This window comes from Lederbergia sp. B243.17, assembly GCF_057657925.1.
Map to the genome: position 1 here is coordinate 71,917 of NZ_JBWBKF010000019.1, position 19,829 is coordinate 91,745.

Genomic DNA, 19,829 nt, shown 5'->3' on the forward strand with positions numbered 1-19,829 from the left:
GTGAAGCAGCCAATCATATATGTTGTCTCCGACTCAGTCGGAGAAACGGCTGAGCTCGTTACGAAAGCGGCGATCAGCCAGTTTAACGGTGCGATTTTCGATTTGAAGCGGTATCCGTTTGTTGAAGAGCAAGAGCACATCAATGAAGTGCTGTCACTTGCTAAAATGAACCAGGGCACTATCGTTTTTACGCTCGTCAAGCCTGAGATGAGGGCGCTGATGATTCAAAGGGCAGCAGATATGGAAGTAACAGCAATCGATATTATGGGCCCGCTCATGGATACGTTTGAGAAGATTTTTGAGAAGAAGCCGTTGAACGAACCGGGCCTCGTGCGCAAGCTGGATGAGGACTATTTCAAACGGGTGGAAGCGATCGAATTTGCGGTCAAGTACGATGACGGACGAGATCCGAGAGGGCTTTTGAGGGCTGACATCATCTTGGTTGGTGTATCCCGGACCTCGAAAACACCACTCTCCCAATACTTGGCGCATAAGCGGTACAAGGTGGCGAACGTGCCGGTCGTTCCTGAGGTCGACCCGCCCGAAGAATTGTTCAAAGTCGATCCGACACGCTGCATCGGCTTAAGCATCAGTCCGGAAAAACTGAACAACATCCGCCGGGAGCGGCTCATCTCCCTCGGTCTTGATGACCGGGCGAGCTACGCCAACATCGAGAGGATCAAAAAAGAGATCGGCTATTTCAATGAAATTGCCGGACGGCTCGGCTGTACCGTCATCGATGTCACAAATAAAGCTGTTGAAGAAACAGCCAACATCATCATGGAGTATATGAGCAAAAGAAGATGAAAGCACAACCGCGTTGTGCTTTCACTCTTTTTTTTATAATTGCATACCTGTCAGCCGTTCCGCTTCATGACAGGGAAAAATGAAGAAGCACTGCCTATTCAGGGGTGCAGATGAAGCCCAAAAGAACTTCATTCTTTTTCCTAGGCAAAATTGCATTTATGCGCTATAATGAAATATTGTGTTGAATTGTATGGAAAATAGGTTTAGAGTGCCTGTTTGAGGAATACACTATGGATTGTGCAGGTTGAAGGCAGAACGGTTCAAAAAATGTGTAGACGGAGTGATGCAAAAATAGATACTCATACTATATCCATTTTTGTCGATGCGGATGCCTGTCCGGTCAAAAAGGAAATTTTACAGACCGGCAAGGAGAAAAATATCCCCGTTCGATTCATTGCGTCCTATGATCATAAGCCAGCCAATATGGAAGGTGAATGGACATTCGTTGATCCCGGCAAGGAAGCGGCTGATCTTCATATTATGAACCGGATCCGCAAGGGCGATGTATTGATCACCCAGGATATCGGGCTGGCAAGCCTTGTCCTCCCGAAAGGCGTTTATGCACTTTCACCCAAGGGAACGGAATACAGGGAAGAAACGATAGACGTCTCTCTTGGCTTCCGGTATTTGGCGGCTCAGGAAAGGAAGAAAGGGAATTATGGGAAAGGGCCGAAGCCTTTTACGGAGGCGGACCGCCGAAATTTTCTCGTTAGTCTTTTAAGCCTTTTGTCGAAAATTGAAGGAGTCTGAGCATTTTCGGCGAATATAACTATTGATACATTACGCTAATGGAGATGTTTTTGTGACTGCAAGAATATCTGATGAAAAGATCACTGAGCTGAAGCAGGCGGTAGACATCGTCGATATCGTCAGTGACTATGTCCAGTTGAAGAAGCAGGGGCGCAACTACTTTGGTCTCTGCCCGTTTCATGGGGAAAATACTCCTTCATTTTCTGTATCTCAAGAAAAGCAGATCTTTCACTGCTTCGGCTGCGGAGCCGGGGGCAGCGCCTTCACTTTTTTGATGGATATTGAAGGAGTCGGATTTCAAGAAGCGGCAGAAATGATTGCCGACAAAGGCGGAGTGGAACTCGAAATTGAGCCGAAGGGCGGAAGCCGTTCTCCGCAGCTGCCGGAAAACCACCAGAAAATCATCGATGCCCATGAGCTCTTGGCTAAATTCTACCATCATCTGCTGCTTCATACAAATGAAGGGTCAAGAGCGCTCGAATATTTGCTCGATCGCGGCTTTACGAAGGAGAGCATTGAAAAATTCGGCATTGGCTATTCGCTTGCGGAGTGGGATTTTGCTGTCAAGTACTTGGAAAAGCGCGGCTTTCCGAATGAACTGGCGGAGCTCGCCGGGATTGCAGGGAAGCGCGAGCGGGACGGTACGTATTATGACCGTTTCCGCAACAGGATCATGTTCCCGCTCAGCGATGAGAAAGGGCGGGTGATCGGCTTTTCCGCACGTGCACTTGATGCGGAAGACCACCCGAAATACTTGAATACACCGGAGACTCCGCTTTTTAACAAGAGTTCCCTGCTCTATAACTTCTCAGGAGCGAAGGGGCAGGTTCGGCGGCAGGGCAGCGCCGTGCTGATGGAGGGCTTTGCAGATGTCATTTCCGCCGACGCGGCAGGCGTGCAGAATGCGGTTGCCGTAATGGGGACAGCGCTGACGCCGGAACACGTCAAGAAGATGAGAAAACTGACCGATACCGTCATTTTATGCCTTGACTCCGATGATGCCGGCATTGAAGCGGCTTTCCGCTCCGGTTCAATGCTATCCGAGCAGAGGATGACAGTAAAAGCAGCCTTGCTGCCAGAGGGGAAAGACCCTGACGAGTATATCCGCAGGTCTGGGGCAGAAGCATTCCGTGACAAAGTCATCGGGAATGCGATGACATGGACCTCATTCAAGCTTTTTTATCTTCGCAGGAAAAAAAATCTCCAAAATGAAGGAGAAAAGCTTAAGTATATCGAAGAGGTATTAACGGAAATAAGTAAATTGTCTAATGCAGTCGAGCAGGATATGTATTTGCGGCAGCTTGCCGAAGAATTCACACTTTCCCTCGGTGCATTGCAGCAACAGCTGGAAGACATGATTCCCGCGAAGAAGAATCCTCCAAAAACTAAATATCAGAAACCCGCTATGGCACAAGAGCAGGCGGAAAAGCCGAAGCGCATGCCTTCGGCGGCCGAACAGGCGGAAAGGCAGCTGCTGGCCAGAATGCTGCGCGATGCGGAGCTGGCCTACAAGGTAAAAGGGATGCTTGGAAACAAGGGGTTCCATTTTGATGAGCACCAGGCAATTTTAACGTATTTATTCGGTTTTTATGAAGAAGGCAGCCAGCCGGATCCAAGCAACTTCCTCAATTACCTGCCCGATCCGCAGCTTCGCAGGACGGCAACTGAAATTGCCATGCTCGAGATCAATGAGGAATATACCGAGCGGGAGTTAGAAGATTATGTTGGATATGTGTTGAAATATCCAAAATTGTTAATGATAAAGGAAAAGCAGGCAGAACAGAAACATGCAGAGCGAAAAAATGATCTTGAAAAAGCAATTCAAATTGCGATGGAGATTATTGAGCTCCGTAAATCTTTATAGGTGAACATCCGGCAGGAAGTTGACCCGATGGCGTGCAAATGGTGGAAGGAGGGGGACGCATGGCTGAAAAATCAGCTCGTTCCAATGAAACAGAAACGGAATTTACCCTTGACCAGATGAAAGAGCAACTGCTCGAACAAGGTAAAAAACGGGGTAGTTTGACATATGAATACATCTCTGGGAAACTCGCCCATTTTGAAATGGATTCCCACCAGATGGATGAATTTTATGAATACCTAGGAGACCAGGGTGTCGAGCTTTCTGAGGAAGCGGATGACGAGGACGATCCGGCAGCTTCACAAATCCAAAAAGAGAGCGAAGAGGAATTTGATCTTAATGACCTGAGTGTACCGCCCGGTGTCAAGATCAATGACCCTGTCCGCATGTACCTGAAAGAAATCGGCCGTGTTGATCTTTTGTCCGCGGAAGAGGAGATTGCACTCGCCAAGCGGATCGAGCAAGGTGATGAAGAGGCAAAGAAACGTCTGGCTGAAGCGAACCTTCGTCTCGTCGTCAGCATTGCCAAGCGCTATGTCGGCCGCGGTATGCTGTTCTTGGACCTTATCCAGGAAGGCAATATGGGCCTCATCAAAGCGGTCGAAAAATTCGACTATGACAAAGGCTTTAAATTCAGTACGTATGCAACGTGGTGGATCCGCCAGGCAATCACTCGGGCTATCGCTGACCAAGCTAGAACGATTCGTATACCTGTCCATATGGTGGAAACGATCAATAAATTGATCCGCGTCCAGCGCCAGCTGCTTCAGGATCTTGGCCGCGAACCATCCCCAGAAGAAATTGCGGAGGAGATGGACCTCACACCTGAAAAAGTCAGGGAGATTTTGAAAATCGCTCAGGAGCCTGTCTCTCTTGAGACGCCGATCGGAGAAGAAGATGACTCCCACCTCGGCGATTTTATTGAGGACCAGGAAGCAACATCTCCTGCTGACCATGCTGCTTACGAGCTGCTCAAGGAACAGCTCGAAGATGTGCTGGACACATTGACAGACAGGGAAGAAAACGTGCTGAGGCTCCGTTTCGGTCTTGATGACGGCAGAACAAGGACACTTGAAGAAGTCGGCAAAGTGTTCGGTGTCACTCGCGAACGGATCCGCCAGATCGAGGCGAAAGCACTCAGGAAGCTCCGCCATCCAAGCCGAAGCAAACGGCTGAAGGATTTCTTGGAATAAACAGCCAGAACAGTTTGCCCTCTGCTTGCAGGAAGGCAAACTGTTTTTCTTCATTGTCCAGCTCCAGGCGCCATCGGCTCGAGTCAAAAGCCAATCGCTTCGGAAGGCAAATGCCTTCTGTCAGCGCTTGTCTTATGCTTGTCGCCGATAGGCGGGCGCCTTGCGCTTTTCTAATTTCAGGCAAGGCGTATGCTTTACACAAAAACGAGCATTCAGGGTGTGGTGTTATGGATCGGAACCGGAAAAAGGTCATTCTTCAGGAAATTCAATTTTGGAAGGAGCACAATATGCTCCCTGCGCATTATTGCGACTATTTGACGACTCTCTACACAGAAGGGGAAGAGCAGGAAATCGAGCCTGTTGTTAAAGGGAAAAAGCGCCTATCCGCTGAAGGAATCATTTACCCCGTCATGGCAGTTATTTTGCTCAGCACCTTATTGATAACCTATTTTACTGAACTTTCATTTTCATTGCAAACTGGAATCATGTCATTTTTTGTCATTTTGATTGGTATATTTTCCGTTCTTTTTATCAAGAAGAAGAAAAATCCCTTACTGCTGTTCATTTCAATGGCATTTCTGGTTTTGTTGTATTCTGTAGAAATAAATGATGTCTTTTTCTCCGGAAGAACAGGGTCGCTGTATGGCCTCGTTTCTGCGAATATCGTTGCCTGGCTAGTAATCGGCGTTTGGAAACGGCAGCCTTTTTTCCTTTTTGCCAGCGGGCTTTCGGTGTTATTCTTGATTTTCCGGGCTGTCTTTTTTTAAGTAGAATCGATAACGAATTTGAAAAAATGAAACATTTCCCCCTGCTCTTATTATATTATAGATTGTAAGCGCATTCAAAGGATAGGGGGAGAAGGTATGAACTTTGATTTGACGGCTGAACAAGAAATGATCAGGAAGACGATCCGTGACTTTGCTGATAGGGAAGTAGCACCCGGGGCAATCATTCGGGACAGGACGAAGCAGTTTCCTCTTGAAATTTTCCGTAAGCTGGGCGAATTGGGCATGATGGGGTTGCCTTTCCCTGAAGAGTATGGCGGAGCCGGGGGAGATACGGTCAGCTTCGCCATCGTGACGGAGGAGCTGAGCCGGGCCTGCGCCTCAACGGGAATCACTTATTCCGCCCATATCTCCCTCGGCGGGGCTCCGATCCATCTTTTCGGCACGAAGGAACAGAAGAAAAGATATTTGACTCCGATCTGCACAGGCGAATCGTTGGGCGCCTTTGGGCTGACAGAGCCGAATGCGGGTTCAGATGCCGGCGGCACCAAAACCGCGGCCGTTAAGGGAAATGGCCACTATGTGATCAGCGGCAATAAATGCTTCATCACCAATGCCTCCTATGCCAAACATCTTGCACTTACAGCTATCACCGGTGAAGTGAATGGGAAAAAGAAGATCAGTGCGATCATCGTGCCGACAGACGCTCCAGGCTTCACCGTTATAGATCAATATGAAAAGATGGGGCTTCATGCCTCCAATACAACGGAGCTCGTTCTAGAGGATGTGAAAGTGCCTGAGGAGAACCTGCTCGGAAAAGAGGGCGAGGGATTCAAGCAGTTCCTGCAAACACTGGACGGCGGACGGATCGGTATCGGAGCGATGGCCGTTGGAATCGCCCAAGGGGCATTCGACAAGGCGCTCCAGTATGCAAAACAGAGAAAACAGTTTGGCAAGACGTTGTCCGCTTTCCAAGTTACTCAATTTAAAATCGCCGATATGGCGCTGAAAATTGAACTGGCAAGGAACATGGTGTATAAAGCTGCTTGGCTGAAGGATCAGGGCAGGCCATTCGCGAAGGAGGCAGCGATGTGCAAGCTGTATGCTTCGGAGGTTTGCATGGAAATCACAGATGAAGCGGTGCAGATTCACGGAGGATACGGGTATATGAGAGAATATGAAGTGGAAAGAATGATGCGGGACGCCAAACTGCTCGAAATCGGCGAAGGGACATCGGAAGTTCAGAGAATGGTCATTTCAAGGGAAGTCGGCTGTTTCTGACGGAAATGGCCGTCTTTTTGTCCAATTATCGAAAAATGAGTGAAACTTCAAGGCTAAGGCTTTCCCTTCTGACGGAATTCGAGTAAAATGTAGATGTTTGCATTATTGATATTTGTCTCATGCTTACTACATAAGGAGGGATAGTCATGAAACGTAACCCAATCGTTCCCTATATTTTGATTATGGTCCTGGGCTTGGGACTCGTATTTTTCTTGGGAATCAAAGGACTTGGCGATGCCAAGGAGATCGCAAAAGATGCGGAGGGCGGCCCGAAAGAGGAAGCGGTCGCGTTCGATCCGGAAAATACAGCGAACACAACTTGCATCACTTGCCATGGGGAAAACCTTAAAGGAAATGGCTCTGTGCCGTCCTTGCACGGACTTCCGATCTCCAAAGATGAAATTGCCGATATATTGACAAACGGTAAGGGCGGTATGCCTGCTGGGCTAGTGCCTGCTGACAACATCGACGAGATGGCAGAATGGGTAGCCAATCTGAAATAAGGGCTTTTAAACTTTGAGAGCCACACAGGATAAGAGTTCTTTGCAATTTGCAAAGAACTCTTTTATCGTTAGAGAGAGGTGAACAGCGTGAACAGTGATCAATTATCAAATAGACTTTCAACCGTTGCATCATACATAGAAAAAGGGATGACGATTGCAGATATCGGCTCGGATCATGCATACTTGCCCTGCTACTCTCTAAAAAAAGGGATAGCCGCTTCCGCGATTGCAGGCGAGGTCGCAGAGGGGCCATGTCAGTCGGCGAAAAAGCAGGTTAGGCTCAATGGCCTTGAAGACAAAATCAGCGTCCGAAAAGGGGACGGCCTTGAAGTCCTCGCTCCAGGAGAGGCCGATTGCGTCATTATTGCCGGCATGGGCGGAGCGCTGATCCGGGATATTCTCAATCGGGGCAAGGAAAAAATCTCCGGGACAAAAAGGCTGATACTGCAGCCGAACATCGGGTCGGATACTGTCCGAAGGTGGTTAGTTTCCAACAACTGGGGACTGATTGCAGAAGAGATCCTGGAGGAAGACGACAAGATTTATGAAGTGCTTGTCGCTGAAAAGAACGGCACGGACAGCAGCCTCAGCATGGGAGAGGCGGAACTGCTCATGGGCCCATTTTTATTGAAAGAAAAGAACCCTGTCTTCAAAAAGAAATGGCAGCATGAGATGGAGCAATGGAAGAATGTGCTTCGGCAGCTAGAAAAGGCTGAAGATCCAGAAAAGACGCTCGCCAAAAGAAGTGAAATGGAACAAAAAATCCGACTTGTTAAGGAGGCGTTGGCATGAAAAAGGTGAATGGCCACCAGATCATTGAATTGCTCGAAGCGTTCGCCCCGAAAAAATTCGCGATGGAAGGGGATCCAATCGGTTTGCAGGTCGGGAACCTGAATCGACCTGTCAAAAAGATCATGACGGCGCTTGATGTGCTTGAACCGGTTGTTGACGAAGCAATCGAGCATAAAGTGGACCTGATCATTGCCCACCATCCGCTCATCTTCCGCCCGCTTAAACGAATTGATGCGAATGAGCCGGCTGGTAAAATTATTGAAAAGCTGATCAAGCATGATATCGCAGTCTATGCCGCCCATACCAATCTGGACATTGCGCCAGGCGGCGTGAACGATATGCTGGCAGAGGCCCTTACATTGCAAAATACAAAAGTGATGGTTCCTTTGTACGAGCAGCCGCTAAAGAAGCTCGTCGTCTTTGTCCCTGAGGAAAACGAAAAGGAATTGCTGCAGGTACTCGGAGACGCCGGGGCAGGTGCCATTGGTGATTACAGCCATTGTACCTTCAGGGTGAAGGGCAAGGGCCGATTCCTTCCGGGGAATGGCGCCGATCCGCATATCGGCGAAGTCGGCAAAGTGGAGGAAGTCGATGAAGTGAGGATCGAAGCGGTATTTCCTGTAGAATTGCAGAAAAAGATTCTCCAGGCGATGCTTAAAGCCCATCCATATGAAGAGCCGGCCTATGATGTCTATCCACTTGAAGTAACGGAAGAGACGCTCGGCCTTGGCAGGGTAGGGGAACTGCCAGAAGAGATGACACTTGAGCAGTTTGCCTCATTTGCCAAGGAGGCGCTTGATTCTTCCGGAGTAAGAGTGGTCGGCAATCTCGGTGATAAGGTGAAAAAGGTAGCAGTTCTTGGCGGGGATGGAAACAAGTACTATCATCACGCCAAAAGAATGGGTGCGGATGTGTATGTGACCGGCGATTTTTACTATCATACGGCCCATGATGCGATGGCGGCGGGTATGAACATCGTTGATCCGGGTCATCATGTGGAAAAAGTGATGAAGAAAGGGCTTGCGAACGTACTGCAGTCCGTATGCGGTCAAAAGGGATACGATGTCGAAGTCTTTCCGTCGGAACCGAAAACCGACCCGTTTTATTTCATATGAAAAAAGCCGGCCATAAAGGACGGCTTCAAGCTGTAGGCAGCTCTAGAAATTTCGGAGCTTGTCTACAGTCTTTTTTCTTTTCCAAGGAATAAACGAAAGAGGAGGAGAAAAACGATAGTTTTTCTCCTCCTCTTATTCTAGATTCAGTTTGTCTGCACTTTCGGTTTTTTGACCTTCGGCAGGATTTTTTCAAGGGGAACGAGATGCTCCCTGGTCCATGTAGACTCATCTTTCGGGTCGAACTGCTCCAGGAAGGCGATGACTTCCCGGACAATCGGTGTCGGCGTCGAGGCACCTGCCGTTACGGCGACAGTTTTTGCATCCATGATCCATTCCAGCTTAAGCTCTGAGACATCGCCGATACGGTATGCTTCCGTGCCGGCAATTTCTATCGAAACCTGGGCTAGACGGTTTGAGTTGTTGCTCATCGGATCCCCGACAACGATAAGGACATCCGCTTCTCCGGCCTGCTCTGCGACAGCTTCCTGCCGGACTTGCGTGGCCAGGCAAATTTCTTCATGCTTTTCAACATGTGGATATTTGTCCCTGACTGTATCCATGATCGCGGCGACATCCCATTGGCTCATTGTCGTCTGATTGGTGACGATGATTTTTTCATTTTGGATGTCGAGTTTGGCAACATCTTCCGCTGATTCGACCAGGTGGACGATATGCGGAGCAACACCGACGGCTCCTTCAGGCTCCGGATGGCCCTTTTTCCCGATGTAAATGATGTCGTAGCCTTCTTTTTCTTTTTCCCTGATTAAATCATGCGTGCTCGTCACATCCGGGCATGTCGCATCAATCGTTGTCAGGCCTTTTGCTTCGGCAAGCGCACGCACCTCTGGCGAAACGCCGTGAGCCGTATAAATGACAGTGCCCTTATCGACCTTTTCAAGGATTTCTTTCCTGTTCTTCCCGTCGAGGGTGATGATTCCATCCTCGGCAAATGCATCTGTAACGTGCTTATTATGAACAATCATCCCCAAAATGTAGATCGGACGCGGCAACGTCTTATCCAAAGCGGCATTTTTCGCAATCACCATGGCATCGACCACACCATAGCAATAACCGCGCGGGGAAATTTTTATAATTTGCATGAATTAAATCCTCCTGACTGCAGGCTTCGACCTGTAATCTATTGAACTCATACCTATATTATATAGAACATAGGCCGAAAAGCCAAATGGAGGAGGGCGGATCCATTACTGGTAAAACAATTTTGGCACAGATTCGCCGCTTTTTCTCTTTGTCGGTTGATCCTCTTCATCATCGTGCTTTTCTTCCATTCTCTCGGCGGATTCATCGGTTTGGTCATTCTTCTTTGTTTCCACTTTTTCCTCTGCAGAATCTGCTTTTTCTTCATCTGTGCCGCCATTCTCTTCAGATGCAGACTGTAGTCCCCGGTAGATTTTCCACATCGACGGAAGGTTCTTCACGATCGGGCCATATTGCTGGACGACCGGGCCGATCTGCTGAACCGTACGCAATACTTCCTGTGTCTGGCCAAGGAAAGACGAAAACTTTTGTGGATTCAACATTCCCTGGACCGCTTCTCCGGCGCCTGCTGCCTGTGAAAACCCTTGAGCGGCGGCACTCTGTGCACCTTGCCCGCCGCTGACCCTGCTCAGCAATCGCGAGAGCAAACCGCCTCCGCTGCGGGGCGTTCCGCCGCCTGCTGCCGGTGCCTGCATGCCTCTGCCCATCATCATCCCATTCGGCGGCCCCATCCCTGCTCCCATTCTTGGCCCTCTCATTGGCATCGGATTTCCCATCGGTCTTCCCATGGCCCTTCCCATCGACCTTCCCATTGGGCCCATTCCCCTCATGCCGGGCCCTCTCATAAAACGCGGATCCATACCGCACACCCCTTCCCAAATATCCAGCTATAGTACCATATGCTAAAAACGGAAAAAATCCATGGATGAACGCACAGACACGGCAAAAACACCGTGGGCTTTTCAGGAAAGATTGTGATTGACGCCTGTATGGTTTATAATGTTGTATCTGGGTCTATGCCCATAGCTAAGGAGTGATTGAATCATGGCTGAAAACTTTAAGCAATATCCATTCAAGCCGTTTATCCATAAAGCGATCGAAGAACTTCGTTTTGAAGAGCCTACTGAAATTCAGAAAAAGATGATCCCAGTTGCATTGCGGGGCGAAAGTGCGGTCGGCCAATCGCAGACAGGGACAGGAAAAACCCATTCGTACCTCTTGCCGATTTTAGAAAAGATCAAACCGGAGGCACAAGAAGTGCAGGCGGTCATCACCGTGCCGACACGGGAGCTGGCGAACCAGATTTATCAGGAAATCTTGAAAATCACAGACCAGGAAGGCGGAGAAGGCATCACGGCCAGGTGCTTCGTCGGAGGTACCGACAAGCAACGGGCGATCGGCAAGCTGAAGCAGCAGCCGCAAATCATCGTCGGTACACCGGGCCGTATCTTGGATTTAATGAAGGAACAGGCGCTGTTTGTATACAAAGCCGGTATTTTGGTTGTTGATGAAGCAGACCTCATGCTCGACATGGGCTTCCTTCATGAAGTCGATCAGATTGCAGGAAGGATGCCGAAAGAATTGCAGATGCTCGTCTTCTCTGCAACCATTCCGGAAAAATTAAAGCCTTTCCTCAAAAAGTATATGGAAAACCCGGTTACGATCCATATTAAACCTGAGCATGCCACAGCCCAGAATATCGATCACGTTCTCGTTCCGCTTGGCAGCAGAAAGAAAATGGACTTGCTGGCGGATATCCTTGAGAGCTACAATCCGTATTTGGCGATCGTTTTTGTCAATACAAAACAAATGGCAGATAAAGTTGCGGACAGCTTGATTGAAAAAGGAATTAAGACAGGAAGGCTGCACGGCGACATTTCACCGCGTGAACGCAAAAAGGTGATGAAGCAGATTGTCGACCTTGAATTCCAATATATTGTGGCGACCGATCTGGCAGCGAGAGGAATCGACATCCCAGGCGTCAGCCATATCATCAACTATGAATTTCCGAGAGACCTTGATTTCTATGTTCACCGCACAGGCAGGACAGCGAGGGCAGGCAACGAAGGCATTGCTGCGTCCATCTATGAACCGGCGGATGAGGAAGCACTCGTCCAGCTTGAAAAGATGGGAATTCAGTTCCGCTATGCCGATTTGCAGAAAGGCGAATGGGTGGAAGTTAAGGATCGGAACAGACGGAAGAACAGGGTAAAGGGCAAGGATGAAATCGACGAAAAGGCCCGTCAGTTTGTCAGGAAACCGGATAAGGTAAAGCCGGGCTATAAGAAAAAGATGAACGCCGAAATTGAAAAAGTGAAGCGGCGCCAGCGTAAGATAAAAAACAGAAACAGCAATAGATAAAGGGGAGGAGAAACATCATGCTGAAAATTGGATCCCACGTATCAATGAGCGGGAAGAAAATGCTGCTTGGTTCCAGTGAAGAAGCGATTTCCTACGGGGCCAATACATTTATGATTTATACAGGAGCCCCGCAGAACACGAGAAGAAAAAAGATTGAAGACCTGAACATCGAAGCCGGAAGAGCGCATATGGCTGAAAATGGCATCGATGAAATTATTGTTCATGCCCCTTATATCATCAATATCGGCAACACGGTAAACCCGGCGACTTTTGAACTCGGAGTTAATTTCCTCCAAAGCGAGCTGGAGCGGACGATCGCTTTAGGCGCAAAGCAAATCGTGCTGCATCCTGGAGCCCATGTCGGCGCAGGCGCTGAGGAAGGCATCCGGAAAATCATTGAGGGCCTGAACGAGGTGCTGACCCCAGAACATGATGTTCAAATTGCCTTGGAAACGATGGCGGGGAAAGGGTCCGAGATCGGCAGGAACTTCGAGGAGCTTGCCCGGATTATCGATGGTGTTGTCTATAATGACAAGCTGTCGGTCTGCTTCGATACGTGCCATACTCATGACGCTGGATATGATATTGTCAATGATTTCGACGGCGTGCTCGCCGATTTTGACCGGTTGGTCGGCATCGACAGAATCAAAGTGCTCCATATTAATGACAGTAAAAACGAATGCGGAGCCGGGAAAGACCGCCACGAAAATATTGGCTTCGGCCATATTGGCTTTGATGCTTTGAGCTATATCGTCCACCATCCGCAGCTTGCAGATGTTCCGAAGATCTTGGAAACGCCATTCGTTGGTGAAGACAAGAAGGACAAGAAAGCCCCATATAAGCATGAAATTGAAATGATCCGCAGCAAGCAATTCAATGAAGAGCTTAAAGGATTGATTATGGGCGAAACACTTGTATAACAAAAAGGAGGGGAGGCCGATACGGCCTTCCCGCTGCTTTTATATTTCATTTAAAAATTGGAGAAACAGTCCATTCAGCTTTTTTGCCGTATCCGGACCAGATATTTTTGCGATTTCCCGGACGAGCCTGACTCTATCTTCGTCGTTAAAAATATCAATCTGCCTGCCCCGCAAATAACCGGCAACTTTGTCCGCTTCCTCATAAGTAATGGTAAAACCGAACTGTCCTGCATACTTCAGCAATTCATCAGCCGTGATCGTGTTAATCCTCGCATTGACAATCTGTTTCATGATTTTCAATCTGCATCACTCCTCCATCAATGTGTATGCCGGATTTCCGGAAACAGTGCGCAAAATTCTATCCATTTACAAGCTGAAAACTTTTGTGTATAATGCTAAGAGTTAAATCGGAACAATTCTTATTTATAGAAGGCCAGGTGAAAGTATGAGCCAAAAGCCGGTTATTGAATTACGGGACGTCAGCTTCCGCTACGAGCGTGAAAACGTCCTTGATCATATCAATCTTAAAATCAATCAAGGTGATTTCCTTGGGATTGTCGGTCCGAACGGATCCGGGAAATCGACCTTGCTGAAGCTGATTCTCGGACTGCTCAAGCCGCAGCATGGAGAGATTCTTTTGTTCGGCAATGAGCTGTCGAAGTTCAAGGATTGGAGCAGGATCGGTTTCGTTTCCCAAAAAGCGAACTCATTTAACAGCGGATTTCCTGCTACGGTATTTGAAGTCGTCGCGAGTGGATTGACGGCAAGCATCGGCTTGTTCAAAAGAATGAACAAGTCTCACAGACGGGAGATTGCTGCAGCTGTCGAAGCGGTCGGCATGGAAGAATTTATCGGCCGCAACATCGGAGAGCTGTCGGGCGGTCAGCAGCAGCGTGTATTTATCGCGAGAGCAATCGTCAGCAAACCGGACGTATTGATCCTTGATGAGCCGACAGTCGGTGTCGATGCCAAAAATGTCCAGGCATTTTACGAGATGCTTGAAGGCTTGAATAAGAGGCTGGGGATCACACTCCTGCTCGTCACCCATGATATCGGAACGGTGACGAATAAAGTGACCCATGTCGCCTGCCTGAACAAACATCTGCACTTCCATGGTCCTGCAGCTGAGTTTGAGGAAATGGAACATGAAGATGTCTCAACATTTTATCATCATGACGTCCATATGCTCGCGCACAATCATGATGATCATTAAGAAGGTGGAACTGCCATGATAACAGCATTTTTTCAATATGAATTTCTGCGGAATACAATGATCACCGGCCTTTTGATCGGGATTATCGCTCCGCTGCTAGGCACGTTCATCGTTGTCAGAAGGCTGTCGCTGATCGCCGATGCATTGAGCCATGTTACGCTCGCCGGCATCGCGGGCAGCCTGTTGTTAAGCAAAAAAATTGCTTTTCTGTCGGGCCTAAACCCCGTATACATGGGAATGGGGTTTTCGGTGCTCGGCTCGGTTTTGATTGAACGGCTTCGCGTCGTCTATAAGCATTATCAGGAGCTGGCCATCCCGATCATTTTGTCAGGAGGCATCGGGGTCAGCGTCATTTTTATTTCGCTCGCTGACGGCTTCAATACCGACCTGCTCAGTTATCTCTTTGGAAGCGTGAGTGCGGTAAGCCGGACAGATCTATATGTGACAGCACTGATCAGCCTCGTTGTCATCTTGATTGTCATCGGGTTATACAAGGAATTATTTTCGCTCTCCTTTGATGAGGAGCATGCGAAAACTTCCGGCATTCCGGCGAAGACGATCCACTACGTGTTCATGGTTGTCATCGCCCTTGTCATCGCAGCGTCAATGCGTGTCGTGGGTATTCTCCTTGTCTCAGCCTTGATGACACTCCCTGTAGCCGCCAGCATGCGGATTGCAAGAGGATTCAAGCAGACGATCCTACTTTCGATTGTGTTCGGAGAATTTTCCGTCATCACTGGGCTGATCAGCTCCTATTACCTTGATCTCGCACCAGGCGGGACAATCGTGATGGTCGCCATCATTTTGCTTTTATCGGTGATCGGTTTGAAAAAGCGGCGCAGTTCTCGCGCATTATAAAAGGATTTCCGGTTCCAGGCCATTAACCGGGGAGCGCTGTTCCGCTTGCCGCCTGAAACTGTAAGCTTTATGCTTTTCATATAACAGAGGTGAAATGGAATGAATATATCGGAAGCTATTGGGCTAATGAAGGACCGGGGATACAAACTGACAGGCAAAAGGGAAGAGATGCTCGAAATTTTTGCAGCTAATAATAAGTACCTGACGGCAAAAGAAGTGCTTGAAGAGATGCAGACGGCCTACCCGGGATTGAGTTTCGATACCATTTACAGAAACCTGTCCTTGTTTGAGGAGCTCGGCATCCTTGAGATGACCGAGTTGTCAGGGGAAAAGCATTTCCGCTATACATGCGGAACCGACGACCATCATCACCACTTCATCTGCCTCACTTGCGGGAGGACGAAGGCGATCGCCGCTTGCCCGATGTCATTTGTGACTGAGGACTTGAAGGATTACGCGGTCAAAGACCATAAGTTTGAAATCTATGGGAACTGCCCGGAATGTGTAGAAGCGAAACGCCATTAGGGGCGAATGGAGGACTAATTTGGCCAAACATAAGATTTACTCAATGAGCATAGCAAAGGTGTATCCTCTTTATCTTGCAAAGGCCGAGAGGAAGGGACGGACAAAGTCGGAGGTCGATGAGATCATCCAATGGTTGACCGGCTATACCGATGAAGAGCTGAATACCCAATTGGAAAAGGATACAGATTTCGAATCCTTTTTTGCTGAAGCTCCTCAATTGAATCCGTCACGCTCCTTGATCAAAGGGGTAGTCTGCGGCGTCAGGGTGGAAGAGATTGAAGAGCCGACCATGCAGGAAATCCGCTATTTGGACAAGCTGATCGATGAGCTGGCAAAGGGTAAAGCGATGGAGAAGATTTTGCGGAAATGAACCTGCCTAACGGAAAGCATATTATACTATGGTACAAGTCCCATAGATAATATGCTTTTTTTATATATAAAAATAATTGAGGATTTTTGTAACAAAACGCTGTTTCATTCTATTTATACGTGTCCGGCTCATTTAAAAAGGAAGGGGGAATGAAGTGGAAGAACTTAGTCAAGTCTACCGAACATACGCAAATGACGTGAAACGATTTCTCTATTGCCTGACATCAGATGTTGATTTGGCGGAGGAACTGACGCAAGAAACTTTTTATCAAGCAGTCAAATCGATTGATCGCTACAATGGCGAATGCAAAATGTCGGTCTGGTTATGCCAGATTGCCAAGCATGCCTATTATGACTACATAAAAAAGGCGAGATACCGCAATCATACGAGTCTGGATCAACTGGCACAAAAGGGTTTGGATATTCAATCAAGCGACGATACGCCAGAGTTGACCTTGATGAAAGAAAGCACATTATCCTCCATCTATAAGGAAATCGAACAATTGAATGAGCCGTACCGGGAAATCTTTTTGCTCCGGACATCGCTTAACGCAAGCTTTAGGGAGATTGGTGAAATTTTTGAGCGAACGGAAAACTGGGCAAGGGTTACATACTATCGTGCAAAATGCAAATTGGCAGAAAGGATGGATGTCGATGAATTGTAATATTATTAAGGATTTACTGCCGTCTTATATTGATGGAATTTCCAGCGAGGACACAAAAGCTGCTGTAGAAAATCATACGAGAATTTGTTCGGAATGTGCCCGCGCTTTACAGATAATGCAGCAGACCGCTGATCCACTACCCGACCCGGAGGTTGAGGAGGCAAAAGCGCCGTTTAAACGGATAAACAGATACCGGCGATTACAGGTATTGACGGCTGTCCTGTTCACTCTATTGCTGACGATCGCCGGTTCTTTCGTCGTCCAGGACGTAGGGGTTGTCAATCAAGTCTTTTTCCCGAAAGTATTCGCAATCGTAAACATAACAGATGACCCCGCTGACTGGCAGAGCACCCATTTTTATAAACCGCATTCCGATAATCAAGGTCAGGATCATATTTTGTACAAAAGTGTTTTTTGGAAAAAGGAATTGATTAATGATGCAAATAGCGATAAGGCTATCCTATTAAGAGTAAAGGATGGAAAGGGAAATATCGTGATCGATGAAACGCGGATACTTCCCGGTCACAGCGTGAAATTAAAAAGTCTCAAGAGAAACCAAAAGTATTTCATTGAGGTTAAAGCGCCAACCGGGAGATATAGCATTAATGCAGTTTGAGAATCAAAAGAAGAGGGATCCGGTTCAGAAGTGATTCTGTGCCGGGTCCCTCTCTTTGTTAAGCGTTTTTAATTGTCAATCTCTTTTCCTGCTGCAACCAGCCGCTGACCCACTGCTCGGCTTCTTCCCAGGAATGCACACGGATGACTTGCTCCGGAGCGGGTTTTCGGTTGTATGGCGTGTCGAAGAGGATGACTGGGATGCCCAATTCTTCGGAGATCGAGACCGCGTTGTCATGCTTGTCCTCAAAGAACAGGTCGACATCGTATTTTTTAGCGGTGGAGACTTTGTCATGCGACCCGATCAATTCAATATGATGGTACTCCAGCTCGTGGTCGGTGAACCATTTCGTTGTGACGTCGATTAATGCGTTCGCACGGGCAGAGATGAAATAAAGCTCGTGGTCGTGCTTCCACTTGTTCAGCACCTCTCCGGCTCCAGCTGCCATCGGTGACTGGGAGTAGATGGCCGGCTCGGCGCCGATGAACCATTTGTAAAATTCATCCTTCGGGATATCCAGGCATGAGGTGATCTCATATTCAGTCAGGTCATCAAGCGTAATGTCCAAATTGAATGCTTTATTGATATGGGGGACGAGCGAAGTGGGGCAAGTGACCGTCCCGTCAATATCAATGCCAAATCTTTTTTTCATGAAACAAAATTCCCCTTTCAAAAAAGGAAGCACGGTGGCCCCGTGCTCCTTTCGTCTTCGTTATAATTGTACAGGCGTTTCCGCTTCAAGCGCAGCTCTTTCTTCTTCCTGCTTCTTGAAGTATTCCGCGGCCATCAAGTCGATTTCCTTTTTAAGTTCTTCGACCATTGTCTCTTCCGGAACTTTGCGGACGGTTTTTCCCTTTTTAAAGAGAAGACCTTCGCCGCGTGCTCCAGCAATGCCGATATCGGCTTCGCGGGCCTCGCCTGGACCGTTTACGGCGCAGCCAAGGACGGATACTTTAATTGGTGCTTTAATATCGCGAATGTATTCTTCCACTTCATTCGCAATGCTGATCAGGTCGATTTCAATCCGTCCGCATGTCGGGCACGAAACAAGAGTCGCTGCGTTGGAGATCAGGCCGAATGATTTCAGCAATTCCCTGGCGACTTTCACTTCCTCGACAGGATCGGCGCTGAGCGAAATGCGCAACGTATTCCCGATGCCTTTGCTAAGGATGGCACCGAGGCCTGCAGCACTCTTTACAGTGCCGGCAAACAGCGTTCCACTCTCAGTAATACCGAGGTGAAGCGGATAATCGAACGCGCGCGATGCTTTTTCGTACGCCTCAATTGCCAGATTGACATCAGATGCCTTCATGGAAACAATGATATCGTGGAAATCAAGGTCTTCAAGAATTTTGATATGGTGCAAGGCGCTTTCGACCATGCCGTCCGCAGTCGGATATCCGTACTTGTTCAGGATATGCCGCTCAAGGCTTCCGGCGTTGACGCCGATCCGGATCGGAATGCCTTTCGCTTTCGCCGCTTTGACGACGGCTTCAACTTTTTCCCGCTTCCCGATGTTGCCCGGGTTGATGCGGATTTTATCCGCTCCGCCTTCAATCGCAATCAAAGCGAGGCGGTAGTCGAAGTGGATATCTACGACGAGCGGAATGTTGATCCGCTTCTTGATTTCTGGAATGGCGCGGGCAGCTCTTTCGTCTGGGCAAGCGACCCTGACAATCTGGCAGCCGGCTTCTTCCAAGCGTTGTATTTCTTTGACAGTTGCTTCGACATCATGTGTTTTGGTTGTGGTCATACTTTGAATGATGACTTCATTATTTCCGCCGATCGTCAAATTTCCGACTTTGACGGGACGGGTTTTTGAACGATGTATAATTTCACCCAAGGGTTATTCTCTCCTTTATAAAAACGAAGAATCGTAATGCGGTACGTCTCTATTGTACCAATGTTTGCTCCTGATTGACAATAGAATGCCCGTTTTCAGCGACTTGCACTACTGTATAGCGGAAAGCGGTACGCCTGTCCAGGCTGAATAAAATGCGGATCGGCCTGGGGGTTCAGCTTTTGGAAATCGGCGACAGCCGTCTCGATCGGAACATCGATTTGAGCGCCGTTCTCTCTTTCGATGATTGAGAGGACTGTGTCGCCGGCGCTGACGGTCACGAGCCTGAATTTTTCTTCGTTTTGCTTTTGTTCCGACTTGTCGGAAGCGGCCGCTTTTGGAATGGGAACCGTTCCGACCGTCATATCGTAATAGATACTGTAGAGGCAAATCAGTACGGCAAATAGAGCTGCGACTTTTTTCATGATTTCTCCCC

At 48.3% G+C, this 19,829-nt stretch carries 23 protein-coding genes; 17 read left to right on the forward strand and 6 right to left on the reverse strand.

Annotated features, from left to right (window positions below):
- The 9 genes from AC0TWI_RS01930 to AC0TWI_RS01970 all read left to right on the forward strand — a co-directional run bounded on the left by AC0TWI_RS01930 (position 1) and on the right by AC0TWI_RS01970 (position 9,027).
- Positions 1–807, forward strand: coding sequence for a pyruvate, water dikinase regulatory protein (locus AC0TWI_RS01930; RefSeq protein ID WP_488124645.1), 807 nt, complete (start codon positions 1–3; stop codon positions 805–807).
- A gap of 267 nt (positions 808–1,074) precedes the next feature.
- Entirely contained in the window at positions 1,075–1,557 is a 483-nt protein-coding gene (locus AC0TWI_RS01935) for a YaiI/YqxD family protein (RefSeq protein ID WP_488124693.1), read from the forward strand.
- Positions 1,558–1,609: 52 nt separating this feature from the next.
- Positions 1,610–3,421, forward strand: coding sequence for a DNA primase (gene dnaG, locus AC0TWI_RS01940; RefSeq protein ID WP_488124646.1), 1,812 nt, complete (start codon positions 1,610–1,612; stop codon positions 3,419–3,421).
- Positions 3,422–3,480: 59 nt separating this feature from the next.
- Entirely contained in the window at positions 3,481–4,611 is a 1,131-nt protein-coding gene (gene rpoD / locus AC0TWI_RS01945; protein ID WP_488124647.1) for an RNA polymerase sigma factor RpoD, read from the forward strand.
- A 227-nt stretch (positions 4,612–4,838) separates the two neighbouring features.
- Positions 4,839–5,378 (forward strand): hypothetical protein, encoded by a 540-nt coding sequence (locus AC0TWI_RS01950; RefSeq protein ID WP_488124648.1) that lies wholly within the window; start codon positions 4,839–4,841, stop codon positions 5,376–5,378.
- A 96-nt stretch (positions 5,379–5,474) separates the two neighbouring features.
- Positions 5,475–6,617, forward strand: coding sequence for an acyl-CoA dehydrogenase (locus AC0TWI_RS01955; protein ID WP_488124649.1), 1,143 nt, complete (start codon positions 5,475–5,477; stop codon positions 6,615–6,617).
- A gap of 146 nt (positions 6,618–6,763) precedes the next feature.
- Positions 6,764–7,120 (forward strand): cytochrome c550, encoded by a 357-nt coding sequence (gene cccA / locus AC0TWI_RS01960; RefSeq protein WP_488124650.1) that lies wholly within the window; start codon positions 6,764–6,766, stop codon positions 7,118–7,120.
- An 87-nt stretch (positions 7,121–7,207) separates the two neighbouring features.
- A complete protein-coding gene (locus tag AC0TWI_RS01965; protein ID WP_488124651.1) occupies positions 7,208–7,912 on the forward strand; it encodes a tRNA (adenine(22)-N(1))-methyltransferase in 705 nt (234 codons plus the stop codon).
- The gene (locus tag AC0TWI_RS01970; protein ID WP_488124652.1) at positions 7,909–9,027 is read left to right on the forward strand and encodes a Nif3-like dinuclear metal center hexameric protein; all 1,119 of its coding nucleotides are present in this window, start codon (positions 7,909–7,911) and stop codon (positions 9,025–9,027) included. Before AC0TWI_RS01965 ends, AC0TWI_RS01970 begins: the two co-directional genes overlap by 4 nt.
- Before the next feature lie 143 nt (positions 9,028–9,170).
- Here AC0TWI_RS01970 and AC0TWI_RS01975 read toward each other — a convergent pair whose 3' ends face one another.
- A complete protein-coding gene (locus tag AC0TWI_RS01975) occupies positions 9,171–10,127 on the reverse strand; it encodes a 4-hydroxy-3-methylbut-2-enyl diphosphate reductase (protein WP_488124653.1) in 957 nt (318 codons plus the stop codon).
- A gap of 105 nt (positions 10,128–10,232) precedes the next feature.
- Positions 10,233–10,838 carry a VrrA/YqfQ family protein gene (gene vrrA / locus AC0TWI_RS01980; protein WP_488124654.1) on the reverse strand — a complete coding sequence of 202 codons (606 nt, stop codon included), beginning with the start codon at positions 10,836–10,838 and terminating at the stop codon, positions 10,233–10,235.
- Positions 10,839–11,067: 229 nt separating this feature from the next.
- Here vrrA and AC0TWI_RS01985 point away from each other — a divergent pair, with 229 nt between their 5' ends.
- Together AC0TWI_RS01985 and AC0TWI_RS01990 are read left to right on the forward strand one after the other, a co-directional pair.
- Entirely contained in the window at positions 11,068–12,387 is a 1,320-nt protein-coding gene (locus AC0TWI_RS01985) for a DEAD/DEAH box helicase (RefSeq protein WP_488124694.1), read from the forward strand.
- Positions 12,388–12,404: 17 nt separating this feature from the next.
- Positions 12,405–13,307 (forward strand): deoxyribonuclease IV, encoded by a 903-nt coding sequence (locus AC0TWI_RS01990; RefSeq protein ID WP_488124655.1) that lies wholly within the window; start codon positions 12,405–12,407, stop codon positions 13,305–13,307.
- Positions 13,308–13,346: 39 nt separating this feature from the next.
- Here AC0TWI_RS01990 and AC0TWI_RS01995 read toward each other — a convergent pair whose 3' ends face one another.
- Positions 13,347–13,598, reverse strand: coding sequence for a DUF2624 domain-containing protein (locus AC0TWI_RS01995; protein ID WP_488124695.1), 252 nt, complete (start codon positions 13,596–13,598; stop codon positions 13,347–13,349).
- A 154-nt stretch (positions 13,599–13,752) separates the two neighbouring features.
- Between AC0TWI_RS01995 and AC0TWI_RS02000 the strand changes: the two genes are divergently transcribed.
- From AC0TWI_RS02000 to AC0TWI_RS02025, 6 genes are all read left to right on the forward strand, one after another.
- Positions 13,753–14,520, forward strand: coding sequence for a metal ABC transporter ATP-binding protein (locus AC0TWI_RS02000; protein ID WP_488124656.1), 768 nt, complete (start codon positions 13,753–13,755; stop codon positions 14,518–14,520).
- A 15-nt stretch (positions 14,521–14,535) separates the two neighbouring features.
- Positions 14,536–15,378 carry a metal ABC transporter permease gene (locus tag AC0TWI_RS02005; RefSeq protein WP_488124657.1) on the forward strand — a complete coding sequence of 281 codons (843 nt, stop codon included), beginning with the start codon at positions 14,536–14,538 and terminating at the stop codon, positions 15,376–15,378.
- 99 nt (positions 15,379–15,477) lie between these two features.
- Positions 15,478–15,903, forward strand: coding sequence for a Fur family transcriptional regulator (locus AC0TWI_RS02010; RefSeq protein ID WP_488124658.1), 426 nt, complete (start codon positions 15,478–15,480; stop codon positions 15,901–15,903).
- Between the two features lie 19 nt (positions 15,904–15,922).
- Entirely contained in the window at positions 15,923–16,273 is a 351-nt protein-coding gene (locus tag AC0TWI_RS02015; protein ID WP_488124659.1) for a DUF2200 domain-containing protein, read from the forward strand.
- A gap of 154 nt (positions 16,274–16,427) precedes the next feature.
- The gene (locus AC0TWI_RS02020) at positions 16,428–16,937 is read left to right on the forward strand and encodes an RNA polymerase sigma factor (protein WP_488124660.1); all 510 of its coding nucleotides are present in this window, start codon (positions 16,428–16,430) and stop codon (positions 16,935–16,937) included.
- Positions 16,927–17,553 carry an anti-sigma factor family protein gene (locus tag AC0TWI_RS02025; protein ID WP_488124661.1) on the forward strand — a complete coding sequence of 209 codons (627 nt, stop codon included), beginning with the start codon at positions 16,927–16,929 and terminating at the stop codon, positions 17,551–17,553. The genes AC0TWI_RS02020 and AC0TWI_RS02025 overlap by 11 nt, the downstream gene beginning before the upstream one ends.
- Positions 17,554–17,611: 58 nt before the next feature.
- Here the strand turns inward: AC0TWI_RS02025 and AC0TWI_RS02030 are convergent, their stop codons facing one another.
- The 3 genes from AC0TWI_RS02030 to AC0TWI_RS02040 all read right to left on the reverse strand — a co-directional run bounded on the left by AC0TWI_RS02030 (position 17,612) and on the right by AC0TWI_RS02040 (position 19,818).
- Entirely contained in the window at positions 17,612–18,205 is a 594-nt protein-coding gene (locus AC0TWI_RS02030; protein ID WP_488124662.1) for a 5' nucleotidase, NT5C type, read from the reverse strand.
- Positions 18,206–18,265: 60 nt separating this feature from the next.
- Entirely contained in the window at positions 18,266–19,396 is a 1,131-nt protein-coding gene (gene ispG, locus AC0TWI_RS02035) for a flavodoxin-dependent (E)-4-hydroxy-3-methylbut-2-enyl-diphosphate synthase (protein ID WP_488124663.1), read from the reverse strand.
- Positions 19,397–19,491: 95 nt separating this feature from the next.
- Positions 19,492–19,818 carry a LysM peptidoglycan-binding domain-containing protein gene (locus AC0TWI_RS02040; RefSeq protein ID WP_488124664.1) on the reverse strand — a complete coding sequence of 109 codons (327 nt, stop codon included), beginning with the start codon at positions 19,816–19,818 and terminating at the stop codon, positions 19,492–19,494.
- Positions 19,819–19,829 lie beyond the last annotated feature (11 nt).